Source organism: Vibrio sp. 1159 (genome assembly GCF_033340395.1).
In the GTDB taxonomy this organism is placed as follows: domain Bacteria; phylum Pseudomonadota; class Gammaproteobacteria; order Enterobacterales; family Vibrionaceae; genus Vibrio; species Vibrio alginolyticus.
Window position 1 is genome coordinate 108,712 of sequence record NZ_JAWOWL010000004.1, and the last position, 16,494, is coordinate 125,205.

Consider the following 16,494-nt stretch of genomic DNA (forward strand, 5'->3'; position numbering starts at 1 on the left):
CGTTTTAACAAAATGGCGTGAGCCTATGATACGTAACAGCGGTATAATCACAGAAAGCCATGCAGAGCTTGATGTAAAAGTTTATGAGCACTTTAGGCATGGTAAAACTGCTTTAGTCACGCAAGGTGGAGGGCAGAGAGGGATTTTTACCGCTGGCGTTTTAGACGCCTTTTTACTTTCCAACTTCGATCCTTTCGATGAATTCTATGGCACCTCTGCCGGAGCACTTAACTTATGTTCTTACTTGTGTCGTCAACATGGCATGGGCAAAGCTTTTATTACCGAGCTGACAACGTCTCCTGAATTTTTTAATCTGTTTCGCTATATCCGAAAGCAGCAGTACTTAGGTTTAGAGTGGGCATTAGAACGGATTCAAGATTTCCCATACAAGCTTGACCTTGATTTAGGTCGTAGTGCACTGGGAAAACGAGGAGCGTTTGCTGCGGTAACGAATATAGAGACGCTATCAGATCAATATCTACCAATCTTGGATGACTCGTGGTTTAACACTATGCTAGCGACATGTGCGATTCCCAAGTTGTACCACGGACCTGTCGACGTAAATGGCAATAAGTTTGTTGATGGCGGCGTGTCTGCCTCTATCCCTGTTCAAGAAGCGTGGCGTCAGAATGCTCGCAACATTATTGTCATTCGCACAGAGCCGTTTTCAGAGATTGAAGCGAGAGCCCAAAGTGAAGTGGGGGATGTGCCTGTCGAATGGTATCGAGAGTCTATCAACTCAGTACAGCAATCATGGCAGCAAAAAGTGAATCAGTGGAAGCTGGATTGGGCGTCGTTCTTCCAACAAAAAATTAATGCAGCACATCAATCGAAGCTTGCAGGGAAAATGCTGTTAAATGGAGGTCGTTGGTTGTTCGGTGCCGATAACTTGTATCGTTTAAGTCATCTGATTGGTGAGAATTTTGATTCAGGTTTAGCCGACATGCTGATGATTCATTATCAAACATTTGAGCTCACTCAGGCCTTTATATCTGCTCCACCTGACGACACTTTTATTTTACAAGTTGCGCCTAAAGAGGGACTTCGTTCTTCTTCTTTGTTAAGTGACCAAGAGTCACTAGAGCATGACTATCAACTTGGGCTTCAAGCTGGGTTTAACCTAGTTCAACTCTATGACCAGCTGGATGTTGAAATTGATGGTAGAGAGAGTGCATAAACCTTCTTACGTTCACGATGTGCGCAATATACAAAGCATATAAATAAGGCTCCATTTTCGGAGCCTTATTTGCGGGTTCTTGTGGTTAACTCCGGTTAGGTATAACTATTACGCTTGTAGAATGCGCATGCAGTTGGTTGAGCCAACAACATCCATTACATCGCCTTGAGTAATAATGACTAAATCACCTTTGTGCAAGAACCCTTGCTCTTTAAGGCTAGTAATAGCTGCTTGAGCCGTTGGTAAACCCGCATCACTTTTTGACTCGAAATATACAGGTGTCACGCCTCGGTATAATGCTGCTCGATTTAGTGTCGATTCATTCCGTGATAAGGCAAATATTGGCAAGCCAGAGCTTAAGCGAGACATCATCAACGCAGTCCTGCCGGACTCAGTTAACGAGATCATCGCTTTAATTCCTTCCATGTGATTCGCAGAGTACATGGTTGCCATTGCGATGGTTTCTTCAGCGGTTTCGAAGGTTCTATCTAAGCGATAGGTTGATAGACTTGCCTCCGACATTTTTTCTGCCCCCACACATACTTCGGCCATGGATTTGACCGTTTCTACAGGATATTTACCTGCAGCGGTCTCTCCAGAAAGCATCACCGCGTCAGTGCCGTCTAGAACCGCATTGGCCACATCCATCACTTCAGCACGCGTTGGCATTGGGCTAGTAATCATGGACTCCATCATTTGTGTCGCAGTAATCACGATACGGTTTAAACTGCGTGCGCGGCGAATCAGTTTTTTCTGGACACCTATGAGCTCAGGGTCACCGATTTCTACACCAAGGTCACCACGTGCAACCATCACTACATCGGATGCGAGAATAATGTCGTCAATAGACTCATTGGTCGCGACGGTTTCTGCTCGTTCGACTTTAGCCACTAACATGGCTTCAAGGCCTGCATCTCTGGCTAAGCGTCGAGCGTAATGCATGTCTTCGCCGTTACGCGGGAATGAAATAGCAAGGTAGTCTACTTGAATTGCTGCGGCGGTAAGAATGTCGGCTTTATCTTTCTCTGTGAGCGCATCGGCTGACAATCCGCCGCCTTTTTTGTTGATCCCTTTATTGTTGGACAGTGGACCACCGACAATCACACGGGTATGCACTTTATTACCCTCTACTTTGGTAACTTGCAGCTGAACGCGTCCATCATCGAGTAATAAAATGTCATTTGGTGAAACATCTTGCGGTAGTTCTTTATAATCTAACCCTACAGATTCTTGATTGCCTTCACCTTTTGGTAAATCACTATCTAATGTGAATTTATCGCCCACATTCAAAATGACTTGGCCGTCTTTAAACGTTGATACACGGATTTTAGGGCCTTGTAAGTCACCAAGAATAGCAACCTGACGCCCAAGTCTTGCTGCAATGGTACGGACTTTGTTCGCACGTTGAATGTGGTCTTCACTGGTTCCATGTGAAAAATTCATACGGACAACGTTTGCACCGGCTTTGATGATCTCCTCAAGTATATTGTCCTTATCCGTTGAAGGACCCAGCGTAGTGACAATTTTTGTTCGTCTTAATTTGGAAGTCATAGATTCTCCGATGAATGTGTGTGTAAAGGTAACTTGAACTCTATCCTTACTTTACGCAATCGCTCTCAAGGTTAGCCTCGTTGCTGAGCCCACACCTTAAAGCTACTTGAATATAAGTATATGCACAGAATGTTTACATTAAGAGTAACCCCGGTAAAACAGACAGATATTCGACAGGCAATGGCCTTATTGATAAAAATGCGCTGCTTTAAAGGCACTACTTCATAATTTAGTGAATAAAAATAAGTTATTTTTCAAACAATTTAACAGGAGTAGATTCTTCGTTATTTGATTGAATACACAAACAAACAGGTTTATACGTGATGCTTGTCACGGGGATTTATTAATTCACTTCACAATTAGTTCGCAAAGTAAAAAAATTGTCCCGTTATAGAATTTCGGAGTGCAAGATGTACATGGCTCAACCGGGCCATATTGATCATATCAAACAGGTCAATGCTGGTCGTGTATATAAACTAATTGACCTAAAAGGTCCTATTTCTCGAATTGATTTGTCCAAGCAGAGTGAGCTTGCTCCTGCTAGTATCACCAAAATCACTCGAGAATTAATTGAAGCGCACTTGATTCATGAAACGACAGTACAAGAAGCGACGAGTCGTGGTCGACCTGCTGTCGGTTTGCAGGTCAATAATGAAGGCTGGCAATTTTTGTCAATGCGTTTGGGGCGGGGTTATTTAACCATTGCTTTGCATGAGTTAGGCGGTGATGTACTGATCGATACTAAAATCGAGATACACGAGCTTGATCAAGACGATGTGCTTGAGCGCCTGCTTTACGAAATTGATGAATTTTTTCAGACTTACGCGGATCAACTGGATCGGGTTACCAGTATTGCCCTTACGCTGCCTGGTCTCGTGAACTCAGAGCAAGGTGTCGTTTTGCAGATGCCTCATTACAATGTCGAAAATCTTGCTCTTGGACCAGAGATATACAAAGCAACAGGCTTGCCAGTTTTCATTGCCAATGACACGCGAGCTTGGGCATTAGCAGAAAAGCTTTTTGGTCATTCTCAAGATAATGACAACTCCGTTCTTATCTCTATCCACCACGGTTTAGGTGCGGGCATCATTCTGGATGGGCGCGTTTTGCAAGGCCGTCACGGTAACATTGGTGAACTCGGGCATATTCAAATTGACCCAAATGGAAAACGTTGTCATTGCGGCAATATTGGCTGTTTGGAAACCGTTGCCAGTTCTCAGGCAATTCGTGAAGAAGTCGTAAGACGAATCGCTGATGGCGAAGACTCTATTCTTGCTAAACAAGAAGAAATGAGTATTGAGAGCATTTGTGAAGCCGCTGCAAACGGTGATCCTTTGGCCGTCGATGTGATTGAAAAACTTGGAGGCTACTTAGGCTCTGCAATTGCTATTGTGATCAACTTATTTAACCCTGAGAAAATCTTGATCGGTGGTGTGATTAACCAAGCAAAAGATGTGCTTTATCCTGCGGTTCGTCGCTGTATCGAAGAGCAGAGTTTACCTGTTTATCACCAAGATCTTGAGCTGGTGGAGTCTCGTTTCTATAAGCAAGCCACAATGCCTGGTGCCGCGTTGATTAAGCAAGCGTTGTACGATGGTCAACTATTGATGAAGGTTGTGGAAGGTTAAGTACTTTTTAACATGATGATGTGCCTGGCTGTTGAGACTACATTTGTAGGTGATTTAGGGTGAGACTTAACGGCTCACCCTTTTTGATCGCCTATTACTAGAATGGGAATTTGAGTTATGTTGCATTGCTATATCTGCGCCATTCATGTAATTTCCTAAAAAGCTCAAGTAAATAAACAAAATGGCTTTCAATGTGCTGCGTGACTTTGCGTCTGATGCAAAGAGAAGTAATACGCTAAAACTGTTGTACTTTAAAGCTGTGCTCGAAAAGCCAAATATTTTAAGGTTATTTGGTTATATAACCTTGCTGTGTCTGTACTGATTTCGAGTAAAATAAGAATTATCCATAATTTAGGTAGTAGTATGTCCGGAGTGTTAAATACGGTTGACCAGCGTACAAACTTGGTTGGTGAAAATCGACTAGAGCTTCTGCTGTTCACTTTAAATAGTCGCCAATTATTTGCGATTAATGTGTTCAAAGTGAAAGAGGTCATCAAGCTTCCACCGTTAACCAAGCTCCCTGGATCGCACTACAATATTCGTGGGGTTGCTTCTCTACGAGGTGAAGCGGTACCAGTGATTGATTTACGAGGCGCAATTGGTTTTCCTGCTTTACGTGGTGAAGCGGAAGAAGAAAATTTGATCGTGACAGAGTACAACCGCACGGTGCAGGGCTTCTTAGTCGGTCCGGTTAAAAACATTATTAATACGGCATGGACTGAAATTCAGCCGCCTCCTTCCACGTCTGGTCGCTCGAATTACCTCACGGCTATCACGCAAATCAAAGAGGGGGATGCCTCTCAAATTGTCGAAATTATTGACGTTGAAAAAGTTTTAGCAGAGATCGTACATTACGACGTGACTATCTCGGAGGACATTCTCGATCAAGAATTGGCCCAAGCAATGGTCGGGCGTAATGTTCTGATTGTGGATGATTCCTCTACAGCTCGTAATCAAGTTCGCGATACGCTTTCTCAATTGGGTATGAATATCATCGAGTGCCGTGACGGGCTAGAAGCGTTAACGGTTTTAAAACGTTGGTGTGATGAAGGTAAAGATGTAGAAAAAGAGCTGTTGATGATGATTACGGATGCTGAAATGCCTGAAATGGACGGTTATAAACTGACCCATGAAGTGCGCCAAGATCCACGTATGTCTAAGTTGTTTATCACATTGAACACTTCTCTGAGCGGTAGTTTTAATGAAGCCATGGTACAAAAAGTAGGCTGTGATCGCTTTATATCTAAATTCCAACCGGATCTGCTGGTTGAAGTTGCTCAAGACCGATTACGCCAGATGCTTTCTAAAAGTGCATGATTAGATCTAGTGAAATCAGAGGGAGCGCACCTCTCTCTGATTTTTAACATTTCTCTCCTTAATTCCTCTGTACTAATGGAAATCCCGAGATTTACTTTGTAGATTGTTCAAGTAGTGCGTGCAATCCATCAACTTGCCAGCAATAACGTGTGTGACTTCTCCCTCTTTTTCAAGAATGCCTTTCACCATTAATACTTTAGCGCCTAAATACGCTTGCTTTTGGGCTCGTGCTGTCGCTTGCCAAACGACCACATTAATGTTGCCCGTGTCATCTTCTAACGTAAAAAATGTCACGCCAGCGGCGGTGCCTGGAGATTGTCTTCCTGTTACCACACCTACCACTGTGACCAGTGACTTATGCGGTTTCTCTGTCAGTTGCCTCATGCGGGTAAAGTGAGGGAGTTTGCCCGTTTCTTCTAATAATTTAATTGGATGGCGGCTAAGAGATAGTCCCGTGCTTGCGTAATCCTCAATTAAATTTTCATATTCAGAGGGTTGAGTCTGGTAGCTAACATTGGGTTCTTCGACCTTGTGAAACAATGGTAGGTCAGATAAGGAATCCATTGCTGCCCAGCGAGCGTTATAACGATTTCCCGATAAGGCTTGAAATGCATTGGCTGAAGCCAATAATTCAATGTCACTTCGGCTTCTTAATATCTGCTTTACTTCTTGAATCGATCGGTAACCATTAAGTGGTTTGCGCTCAATAAGCCTTTGTGCGCTTTCTGCGTTAAAGCCTTTCACCAAGCGAAAACCAAGTTGCACGCCGAGCCTGCCATTCGGACGTGAGACGAGATGATGTTGATATTTTGAATGATTGACGCACACCGGCAATACTTCGACGCCATGTCGGCGAGCATCTTGTACTAATTGCGACGGGCTATAAAATCCCATTGGTTGGCTGTTCAACAATGCAGTGTAAAATTCGGCTGGGTAATAATATTTTAACCATGCAGAACAATATGCCAGCACTGCGAAAGACGCTGAATGACTTTCAGGGAAGCCGTACTCACCAAAGCCGCAAATCTGATCGAAAATGCGCTCAGCAAACGCTAAGTCATAACCTCTCTCTTGCATACCATTGATCAGTTTTGGTCTGAATTTAGCGAGATCGCCATTCTTTTTCCATGATGCCATCGCTCGACGGAGTTGATCGGCCTCGCCGCCGCTAAACCCTGCGGCTACCATGGCTAGCTTGATGACTTGCTCTTGGAAAATAGGGACGCCCATAGTCCGCTCAAGAACGCTTTTTACTTCTTCCGATGGATAACTGACAGGCTCTTTGTGATCTCGTCGTTTTAAAAAAGGATGCACCATATCACCCTGAATAGGGCCTGGACGAACAATTGCAATTTGAATCACTAAGTCGTAATAACAAGCAGGCTTTAGGCGAGGAAGCATGCTCATTTGTGCACGAGATTCAATTTGGAATACGCCTATAGTGTCAGCTTTTTGGATCATGCGGTACACGTGTGGATCATCTTGTCGGCGAGTGATCTCGGAAATCGAGAGGGATCGCTGGTGATGTTTCTCGACCAGTTGAAAGCACTTTTTGATGGCGTTTAACATGCCGAGTGCGAGTACATCGACTTTTAGTAGCTTCAAGCTTTCTAAATCGTCTTTATCCCATTGAATGATAGTGCGATCTTCCATCGAGGCATTTTCAACAGGTACCAACTCATATAAAGGGCCAGATGAAATTACAAAGCCACCTACGTGCTGAGATAAATGGCGTGGGAAGCCAATGATCTCGTTGACCAATTGGATAAACTGCTGCCCTTTGAGAGATTCTGGTTGTAAGCCAAGTTCAATAATTTGAGCTTGCCAGCCTTGGCTGCGATCTCGGCGATTAACGTTCTTAATGAAAAAATCTAATTGGGTCTCTTCAATCCCTAGTGCTTTACCGACTTCACGCACGGCACTTTTAAAGCGATAGCTGATCACTGTTGCAGCAAGTGCTGCACGCTCACGACCATATTTTTTGTAAATATACTGGATAACTTCTTCACGGCGCTCGTGTTCAAAGTCCACATCAATATCCGGCGGTTCCTTACGTTCTTTACTGATAAATCGTTCGAATAAGACAGCGATTTGTCGAGGATCGACGGCGGTAATTTCCAGGCAATAACACACCACAGAGTTTGCAGCGGAACCTCGCCCTTGGTAAAGAATGCCTTGCTGTTTCGCGAACATTACGATGTCGTGAATAGTAAGGAAGTAGTAGTGGTATTTCAGCTCTTGAATAAGCGCCAGTTCATTCTCGATGGTTTGATTGACTTCTGCTGGCACGCCTTCAGGAAAACGCAGCTTTTTACCACGTTCGACCAACATACGTAAGTAAGAGTCGGGTGTATAACCATCTGGGATCAGCTCGGTAGGATATTCGTATTTTAAATCGGAGAGCTTAAACTCGCATAAATCGGCGATGTAAGTACTTTCTTCCAGCCATTCTGGTTTGTAAATCCGAATCAACTTTTTAAAAGGACGAAGCGCTCGCTCAGTATTCGAAATACGGTCAAAACCGAGTTTATCGACGCTACACCCATGCTTTATAGCAGTAAGTACATGCTGTAATGGCAAGCGTTCAACATCATGCATGAGAACGCCTCCGCAGGCAGTTATAGGTAATTGAAATTCATGTGCTAACTGCTCGCAGTGCGCAATGTACTCAGTATCGTTGTTACTCAAATGGCGCTGAATCGCTACCCACAAACGATTAGCGTGGTGTTGATTGAGCCAGCGCCCCCAATAGTGATCACTCTCTTGATGTGTGGGCAGCCACAATACCAAACAATATCGAACCGACATCAAATCCCATTCGAACAGTTGATAGTTGCCTTTTTCACTGCGTCTCCTTGCGTTTGTGATGATACGACACAACTCGGCATAAGCCTTGCGACAAGGGCAAAGCAGTACGATTTGGCATTCATCATTTAACCAAAACATACTTCCAACGATTTGTTTGATATCGAGTTTATGTTGTTCGATGGTCGCATGGGCTTTGACAACGCCCGCGACTGAACATTCATCCGTTATGGCTAGAGCTTGATAGCGATAGAAAGCAGCTTGGAGTACCAGCTCTTCTGCATGAGAAGCCCCAGTCAAAAAAGAAAAGTTAGACTGACAAAATAGTTCCGCGTAACTCATAATGATCCAACAAAAATAACTGTCGATTTAACAAAAATAGCCATGAAGAAACCAGTGCTTGTGCTGATCACGAAATATCCATAACCAGCGGCCTTGCTTGGTGTGTGCAATGTAGTAATCACGCATGATCTCATCACCATCCCACCACCCAGAAACTATTCGCTCAGGTCCGTGGACCAAAGAAACTTGTTCTTGCAATACAATGGGAGTGGGTAATTGCATTGCGGGGCGTAGTATGGAAGGTATGGCGTGCCCCTTTTCATCCGGAGCATCAGCAGGGCGATACTGACTGGCCTTTTCTGGTCTAGGATCGCAAGCAATATTGGGTTTTAAAACGGCACTTTTCCCCAATTTAGCTTGCAGTAAAGAGAGCAGCTCTAAAGCATTCATGTTTCCTTTCTGCCCAGCAAAGAGATCGCGTGATGCACTAAGAGGCTCACCTTGACGGATGACTTTTAACGTTAGCCCTGTGACTGGGCCATTAAGCGAGAGTGACTCTAAGCTCAAACTCGCTAACTGTTGCCAACGCTGACATAGGTAATCACCTTGCGCAGAAGTGAGTTGAAGGTGTTGCTCTTGTTTCTCACGCTGGTGGAGTGTTAAACACAGTTCAAAAGCGACCTTATCTCTTAATTTAAGAAAGGTTTCGAGTTGACGAAGTAATTTGGCCAACGGCTTTTCAATCCACTGAACGTTTTCGATCTCAAACAAGAGCTCTAAATAAACTTGGAAGGATTCGGTAGGGTGATAAAAGTCGACAGGGTGTTTAAACTGCCCAGTCAGTCGACCAACGTAGTTCACCAAATCGATATCAAAGCGTCGTGCGATGTCTTGCAATGGCAGTTCAAGCAGGTTTTGCAATGTGGTGACGCCTACACGTTGTAACTTCTCTACGGTAGCGTTTGATAAATCTGTCAGTTTTAACGGTAGTGGTGATAAAGCTTTTTGTATGGCAGATTTGTCTTCACTGATGACGTTCGCTCCTGATATTGCCATCAATTTGGCAGCAAAAGGCGAAAAACCACATCCGAATTGAAAACTCAGTTTCAGCTCCGATAAGTGAGCTCTGACTTTATTCCAATAGTTTTCAAGCCCTTCATACAGAGCGAGCATTGGAGTAGCACGCAGTAAAATACCTTGGTTTGGCATCAACACAACGTCAGATGTGATCAAATACAACCACTGAGCTACCTCTTGTAATTTATTTAATTCGGTTTGTGGATGATAAGGATGCACTTGTAAATCTCGACACAAGGACGCAGCACTGCCTAGGCCCATACCTGGCTTAATGCCTTGTTGTTCGGCAATCTCGTTGTATTGAATAATCTGGCAACGTTGGCTTTCGACAATCACCACGGGTTGTTCTTGGTTATCACCAAAGAGTGCGTCTAGCTGTAGGCGAGGGAAGTGCAAGTAAATCCACAGAGCCATATCACTAACCTTGGTTCGCCAGTGGGAAATTGACCACAGTCGAGTGCACAGTTTCAGATGATGGTTTCACCAGTTGCGGGTAATGGTGTTGGAATCCGATACTAACGCTACCTCTATTCCAGCCTCCTTTCCTTTTCAGCACTTCAACATGAATCCCTTGCTCGTCGCCTTTCAGTTTTAAACTGAGTGACACAGGCAAAGACAAGCGGTTGATAGTATCTGTTTTAAGCATAAAGAGAGGGCAACTCCCTTGTTCACTTGCTACCTGTAAGCGTTTCACTTGATGTATTTCAAGCTCTTCTTGCCATAACAAAACATTACTGCATACCCCACTTTTCAGACATTGCTCTGCAGCCCAAAGAGCGTCTTTGGGGTGAGTTGGAGTAACGACCCACACTTGGTTTATATCCAACCCGATGTAGTGTAAAAACAGAGAATTCACTAGCGCAGGTGGTTGAATAAATGCGGTCATACCATTGGTCTGAGTGGCTTTTAAATAGGGAGCGAGCAAACGCAATTCACCAATACTACCAATAGATTCCATCTCCACTACGCCATGAGGTGGAAAGCCTCCGCCGAGCAAATCATCTAATTCAGAAAAACCGGAACTAGTCTGCAACTGCTGAGGATCTGCTTTCGTTAAATTTGCTTGCCAAACAAGGTGTTGGCTTTTTAAGTTCTGAATAATATCTTGCATAATAAACACCTGTATATATATACAGTATATTTCTGTGGGAGAAAGTCGCAAGATTTTTATGAAGAGAGAAATGAAAAAAGGCAGCGTTTGCTGCCTTTTCAATCGATTATGTGAGGTAACCTGAATGAGTTATTTACGCTTCGGTTGAGCGTCGATGCACTGACCGTTCACATCGGTAACCGCAGGATCCATTAAGTGCAAATATAGCGGCATGATATCCAGTGGCGTTTTGAGAGTATTCGCATCTTCACCCGGATATGCTTTTTCACGCATGCGAGTACGAGTGGCACCAGGGTTAATTGCGTTAACGCGGATCGGTGTATCACTCAGCTCGTCAGCCAAAACTTGCATCATGCCTTCTACGGCAAATTTAGAGATAGCGTATGGCCCCCAGAATGCGCGGCCAGAGTGGCCGACGGTTGAAGAGGTAAAGATAATACGCCCAGCTTCTGATTTACGCATCACAGGCAGTAGTGCTTGAGTCATTAGCACTTCGGCTTTCACGTTGATCTGCATGATATCGTCGAAGTCTTCCTCTTTGATTTGATCAAATGGACACAGCGAACTCAAGACACCTGCGTTGTGTAATAGACCATCCAAGCGACCAAACTGTCCTTCGATTGTCTCTGCCATATCAATGTAATTCTGCTGAGTTGCGCCCTTGAGATCCAATGGAATGATAGCTGCTTGTGGATAGCCAGCAGCTTCAATCTCATCATAGATAGATTCAAGGTTTTGCACATTTCTACCCAAGAGAATAACAGTTGCACCGTGCTCGGCATAAGAAAGCGCGGCTTGACGGCCGATGCCATTACCAGCGCCAGTAACAAGAATGACTTTACCTTTTAGAGCATCAGCTGAAACGGAGTAGTTCACGGCGATAAATCCTTATTATTGTAAGAGGGTCCATGATAGTTAATTGACGCTAAAAAACGCCTGTTTCTCAATGGAAAATCTTGGTAATCGTGACAAGATGGTTACAATACACCAATTCATGTGTTATACCAATTCCAGAACTTTCGTTAGGTATGCTATCAATCAGAACAAGTGGTTACAAACCGCGCTGCCTTCTCGCTGATGTTTCTGCGTAACATACTAACGTCATCTGAAATGAGATAAAGGAGCTCTCGTTGGAATTTTTATTAGATTATGGTCTGTTTCTGGCCAAAATTATCACGGTGGTTGCTGCGATAATTGTTCTGCTCATTATTGCAAAATCGGCTGGTGGCAAATCGGGTGCGGCGAAAGGGGAGTTAGAGATTACCAACCTTTCAGAGCAACACAAACAATCTGTTGAGCAGTTAGAGCATCATTTGCATGACGATGCTTTCATCAAGGCTCGAGATAAAGCCGTCAAGAAAGAAGAAAAAGAGAAGAACAAATCTCGCGAGAAAGAAATCAAACAAGCGAGCAAAGACGGTTCATTAGATAGCAAGCGTGAACCACACCTATTTGTTCTTGATTTCAACGGTAGCATAGACGCAAAAGAAGTCGCGTCTCTACGTGAAGAAATCACCGCTATTTTGGCTGTCGCACGTGAAGGTGATGAAGTGTTACTTCGCTTAGAGTCTGGCGGTGGTATGGTTCATGGTTACGGCCTTGCCTCTTCTCAACTGGACCGAATCAAAGCTGCGGGTCTTCCTCTGACCATCTCTGTTGACAAAGTTGCGGCAAGTGGCGGTTACATGATGGCATGTGTAGCAGATAAGATTGTTTCTGCACCATTTGCAATTGTGGGGTCTATTGGCGTTATCGCACAAATTCCTAACTTCAACAAACTGTTGAAGAAACATGACATTGAGTACGAACAACTAACAGCGGGTGAATATAAACGCACGCTAACGATGTTCGGTGAGAATACCGATAAAGCGCGCGATAAGTTTAAGCAAGAACTTGAAGAAACACATGTCTTGTTTAAAGACTTCATTCGTGAGCGTCGCCCTAGTTTGGACCTAGACAAAGTAGCCACTGGTGAGCACTGGTTCGGTACACAAGCGAAAGAGCTTGGTTTGGTGGATGACATTAGTACATCTGATGATATCGTTGTTGCGGCATGCAAAGATAAAACTGTACTTTCTGTGCATTATATACAAAAGAAAAAACTGGCCGACAAGCTAGCAGGTGTGGCGGGTAAAGTCGCTGATAGTGTGATTTTAAAGTTAGCTGAGCGTGGTCAAAAGCCGATTGTTTAATCGAGCTTAAGTTCATGACATTTAAAACGGCGAGGGCGGAAGCTCTCGCCGTTTTTGTTGAACTTTATGTTTATTGATGAATCCAATTACGCATTAGGTGTAATGCTTTACACGACATTTTTCCTCGCTCCAAAGACTGATTACCCGTATAATGTGCGCCTCGAAAACCGAGCAAATTGCTGAAAAGAAACTATTGGTGGAGAAGAACATGTCCTCTCAAACTCCGGTTGTAACCGTAGATGGACCTAGTGGTGCAGGTAAAGGCACTTTATGTATGTTGCTGGCGAAAAAGTTGGGTTTCCAACTCTTAGATTCTGGCGCAATTTATCGTGTACTTGCACTCGCTGCGATTCACCACGGTGTCGACACCGAGTCAGAAGATGCTCTTGTCCCACTAGCAACCCACCTAGACGTTCAATTTATCGCGGAAGGTGACTTAGTTAAGGTCATTCTAGAAGGCGAAGACGTGTCAGGGGAGCTTCGTAAAGAAGAAACGGGTATGGCAGCATCTAAAGTTGCGGCTTTGCCACGTGTTCGTGAAGCATTACTACGTCGTCAGCGTGCATTTGAGACCGCTCCGGGTCTGGTTGCTGATGGTCGTGATATGGGCACAATTGTATTCCCGAGTGCGCAAGCAAAAATCTTCCTTGATGCGAGTGCTGAAGAGCGTGCAAATCGACGCCTTAAACAGTTGCAAGAGAAAGGGTTAGATGTTAGATTTGCTGACCTTTTAAGCGAGATCCAAGAGCGTGACGACCGAGATCGTAACCGCCCAGTGGCGCCATTACGCCCTGCTGAGGATGCGCTTGTGCTAGATTCTACGTTGATGAGTATCGACGAAGTAGTAGAAAAGGCACTACAATATATCGAATCGAAGCTAGCTGAGTAATAATACTCGACTAGGCTAAGAGCGTTGGTCGCAAGGATGATGACTGGCGAATTTAATAACCCCATGCGGTAGGATACCCGTGGAAGTTTAATTTATTGAAGATTAATTAAATGACTGAATCTTTTGCTCAACTCTTTGAAGAGTTTCTAAACGAAACAGAATTCCAACAAGGCAGCATCGTTAAAGGTACTGTAGTAGCTATCGAGAACGGTTTCGTTCTTGTTGACGCTGGTCTTAAGTCTGAATCTGCTATCCCTGCTGAACAGTTCAAGAACGCTGCTGGCGAACTTGAAGTAGAAGTTGGCGCTGAAGTAGACGTAGCTCTAGACGCTGTTGAAGATGGTTTCGGTGAAACTCAACTTTCTCGTGAGAAAGCTAAGCGTCACGAAGCTTGGATCGTACTTGAGAAAGCTTACGAAGAAGCTGAAACTGTTGTTGGTATCATCAACGGTAAAGTTAAAGGCGGTTTCACTGTTGAACTAAACGGTATCCGTGCTTTCCTTCCTGGCTCTCTAGTAGACGTACGTCCAATCCGCGACACTGCTCACCTAGAAAACAAAGAGCTAGAGTTCAAAGTTATCAAACTTGACCAAAAACGTAACAACGTAGTTGTTTCACGTCGTGCAGTTATCGAATCAGAGAACAGCGTTGAGCGTGACGAGCTTCTAGAAACTCTACAAGAAGGTTCTGAAGTTAAAGGTATCGTTAAGAACCTTACTGACTACGGTGCGTTCGTTGACCTAGGTGGCGTTGACGGTCTTCTACATATCACTGATATGGCTTGGAAGCGCGTTAAGCACCCATCTGAAATCGTTAACGTTGGTGACGAGATCCAAGTTAAAGTTCTTAAGTTCGACCGTGAGCGTACTCGCGTATCACTAGGTCTTAAGCAACTAGGCGAAGATCCATGGGTAGCAATCGCTAAGCGTTACCCAGAAGGTCACAAACTAACTGGTCGCGTAACTAACCTAACTGACTACGGCTGCTTCGTTGAAATCGAAGAAGGCGTTGAAGGTCTAGTTCACGTTTCAGAAATGGATTGGACTAACAAGAACATCCACCCTTCTAAAGTTGTTAATGTTGGCGACGAAGTTGAGGTTATGGTTCTTGAAATCGACGAAGAACGTCGTCGTATCTCTCTAGGTCTGAAACAGTGTAAAGCTAACCCATGGCAGTCATTCGCTGAAGCACAAGCTAAAGGCGACAAAGTTACTGGTAAGATCAAGTCTATCACTGACTTCGGTATCTTCATCGGTCTAGAAGGCGGCATCGACGGTCTAGTTCACCTATCTGACATTTCTTGGAATGTTGCTGGCGAAGAAGCTGTACGTGAGTACAAGAAAGGCGACGAGATCTCTGCAGTTGTTCTAGCAGTAGACGCTGAGCGTGAGCGCATCTCTCTAGGCATCAAGCAAATGGAAAATGACCCATTCAATGCTTACGTTGCTGACAACAAGAAAGGTGTTCTAGTTAACGCTACTGTAACTGCTGTTGACGCTAAAGGCGCTACTGTTGAAATCGCAGAAGGCGTTGAAGGTTACATCCGTGCTTCTGAAGTATCACGCGATCGCGTAGAAGATGCTTCTCTAATCCTAAGCGCTGGTGATGTTGTTGAAGCGAAGTTCACTGGTGTAGACCGTAAGAACCGCGTAATCAACCTATCTATCAAAGCTAAAGACGAAGCTGACGAGCAAGAAGCAATGGCATCTATCAACAAGCAAGATGACAATGCATTCGGTAACGCAATGGCTGACGCTTTCAAAGCTGCTAAAGGCGAATAATATACTCGCTTAAGCAAAAAAGGAGCCGCAAGGCTCCTTTTTTATATTTGGTCATATTTAAGTAGTAATACTAATGACAGTAAACTATCTTAATAAAAGGCATTTCTTCATTGCGCATTTTGCATAAAATTTGTCTAGAATTGTCAGCAAGTGTTTGTTGGAATTAGTATTACTTACTATAATAAGTGATAAAGATACTCAAAGAGGGCAACTATGACTAAGTCTGAACTGATTGAAAGACTCTGCGCTGAGCAAACACACTTATCAGCGAAAGAGGTAGAGGATGCTGTAAAAGATATTTTAGAGCACATGGCCTCTACACTAGAGAGCGGTGACCGTATCGAGATCCGTGGCTTTGGTAGTTTTTCTCTTCATTACCGCGAGCCTCGCGTAGGTCGTAACCCTAAAACGGGCGATAAAGTGGAATTGGAAGGTAAATACGTTCCACATTTCAAACCTGGTAAAGAACTTCGTGAGCGTGTAAATATTGGTTAATGCACTCTTATTAGTTTGAAAAAAGCGGCATACGTTTGTGTATGCCGCTTTTTTGTAATGTATCCAAGTTAGTCATACATCCAAGATCGTTTACTAATCTAATTGTGGATTCAGCTGTTTTCTATACCCAAATAACTTTAACTTCTAAGCATGTCTACAAACTAAGCATCTTGAGGTTACTTGGGTATA

Annotated in this window: 12 protein-coding genes; 7 read left to right on the forward strand and 5 right to left on the reverse strand. The window is 44.0% G+C overall.

Annotated elements, in window-relative coordinates; all coding sequences use genetic code 11:
• Positions 1–25: 25 nt before the first annotated feature.
• Entirely contained in the window at positions 26–1,177 is a 1,152-nt protein-coding gene (locus R7127_RS05375; protein WP_005372971.1) for a patatin family protein, read from the forward strand.
• A gap of 108 nt (positions 1,178–1,285) precedes the next feature.
• On the opposite strand, the gene pyk is transcribed toward R7127_RS05375, so the two are convergent.
• Positions 1,286–2,728, reverse strand: coding sequence for a pyruvate kinase (pyk, locus tag R7127_RS05380; protein WP_005372972.1), 1,443 nt, complete (start codon positions 2,726–2,728; stop codon positions 1,286–1,288).
• Between the two features lie 410 nt (positions 2,729–3,138).
• On the opposite strand from pyk, the gene R7127_RS05385 reads away from it, so the two are divergent.
• Entirely contained in the window at positions 3,139–4,356 is a 1,218-nt protein-coding gene (locus R7127_RS05385; protein ID WP_005372973.1) for an ROK family protein, read from the forward strand.
• Positions 4,357–4,719: 363 nt separating this feature from the next.
• Positions 4,720–5,673: a chemotaxis protein CheV gene (locus R7127_RS05390; RefSeq protein ID WP_005372976.1), complete on the forward strand. Its 954-nt coding sequence runs from the start codon at positions 4,720–4,722 to the stop codon at positions 5,671–5,673.
• Positions 5,674–5,745: 72 nt separating this feature from the next.
• Here R7127_RS05390 and R7127_RS05395 read toward each other — a convergent pair whose 3' ends face one another.
• From R7127_RS05395 to R7127_RS05410, 4 genes are all read right to left on the reverse strand, one after another.
• Complete coding sequence (locus R7127_RS05395; protein WP_172563543.1) at positions 5,746–8,820, reverse strand: error-prone DNA polymerase; 3,075 nt, start codon at positions 8,818–8,820, stop codon at positions 5,746–5,748.
• A gap of 27 nt (positions 8,821–8,847) precedes the next feature.
• Positions 8,848–10,251, reverse strand: a complete 1,404-nt coding sequence (locus R7127_RS05400) for a Y-family DNA polymerase (protein ID WP_172563544.1) — start codon at positions 10,249–10,251, stop codon at positions 8,848–8,850.
• Positions 10,252–10,255: 4 nt separating this feature from the next.
• Positions 10,256–10,948: a translesion DNA synthesis-associated protein ImuA gene (gene imuA, locus R7127_RS05405; RefSeq protein ID WP_033905734.1), complete on the reverse strand. Its 693-nt coding sequence runs from the start codon at positions 10,946–10,948 to the stop codon at positions 10,256–10,258.
• 129 nt (positions 10,949–11,077) lie between these two features.
• The gene (locus R7127_RS05410; protein ID WP_005372980.1) at positions 11,078–11,824 is read right to left on the reverse strand and encodes a YciK family oxidoreductase; all 747 of its coding nucleotides are present in this window, start codon (positions 11,822–11,824) and stop codon (positions 11,078–11,080) included.
• 254 nt (positions 11,825–12,078) lie between these two features.
• Here R7127_RS05410 and sohB point away from each other — a divergent pair, with 254 nt between their 5' ends.
• From sohB to ihfB, 4 genes are all read left to right on the forward strand, one after another.
• On the forward strand, positions 12,079–13,140 hold the full coding sequence (gene sohB / locus R7127_RS05415; RefSeq protein WP_172563545.1) for a protease SohB: 1,062 nt from the start codon (positions 12,079–12,081) through the stop codon (positions 13,138–13,140).
• 208 nt (positions 13,141–13,348) lie between these two features.
• Positions 13,349–14,029: a (d)CMP kinase gene (cmk, locus tag R7127_RS05420; protein ID WP_172563546.1), complete on the forward strand. Its 681-nt coding sequence runs from the start codon at positions 13,349–13,351 to the stop codon at positions 14,027–14,029.
• 110 nt (positions 14,030–14,139) lie between these two features.
• Positions 14,140–15,810 carry a 30S ribosomal protein S1 gene (rpsA, locus tag R7127_RS05425; RefSeq protein ID WP_005385817.1) on the forward strand — a complete coding sequence of 557 codons (1,671 nt, stop codon included), beginning with the start codon at positions 14,140–14,142 and terminating at the stop codon, positions 15,808–15,810.
• 213 nt (positions 15,811–16,023) lie between these two features.
• On the forward strand, positions 16,024–16,305 hold the full coding sequence (gene ihfB, locus R7127_RS05430) for an integration host factor subunit beta (RefSeq protein WP_005385816.1): 282 nt from the start codon (positions 16,024–16,026) through the stop codon (positions 16,303–16,305).
• Positions 16,306–16,494 lie beyond the last annotated feature (189 nt).

What these genes read in the sequence shown, in the direction of transcription:
- imuA (WP_033905734.1), bottom strand. Translation starts at nt 10,948, where the DNA reads ATGCAAGATATTATTCAGAACTTAAAAAGCCAACACCTTGTTTGGCAA.
- ihfB (WP_005385816.1), top strand. Translation starts at nt 16,024, where the DNA reads ATGACTAAGTCTGAACTGATTGAAAGACTCTGCGCTGAGCAAACACAC.
- R7127_RS05395 (WP_172563543.1), bottom strand. Translation starts at nt 8,820, where the DNA reads ATGAGTTACGCGGAACTATTTTGTCAGTCTAACTTTTCTTTTTTGACT.
- rpsA (WP_005385817.1), top strand. Translation starts at nt 14,140, where the DNA reads ATGACTGAATCTTTTGCTCAACTCTTTGAAGAGTTTCTAAACGAAACA.
- R7127_RS05385 (WP_005372973.1), top strand. Translation starts at nt 3,139, where the DNA reads ATGTACATGGCTCAACCGGGCCATATTGATCATATCAAACAGGTCAAT.
- cmk (WP_172563546.1), top strand. Translation starts at nt 13,349, where the DNA reads ATGTCCTCTCAAACTCCGGTTGTAACCGTAGATGGACCTAGTGGTGCA.
- R7127_RS05400 (WP_172563544.1), bottom strand. Translation starts at nt 10,251, where the DNA reads ATGGCTCTGTGGATTTACTTGCACTTCCCTCGCCTACAGCTAGACGCA.
- R7127_RS05375 (WP_005372971.1), top strand. Translation starts at nt 26, where the DNA reads ATGATACGTAACAGCGGTATAATCACAGAAAGCCATGCAGAGCTTGAT.
- pyk (WP_005372972.1), bottom strand. Translation starts at nt 2,728, where the DNA reads ATGACTTCCAAATTAAGACGAACAAAAATTGTCACTACGCTGGGTCCT.
- R7127_RS05390 (WP_005372976.1), top strand. Translation starts at nt 4,720, where the DNA reads ATGTCCGGAGTGTTAAATACGGTTGACCAGCGTACAAACTTGGTTGGT.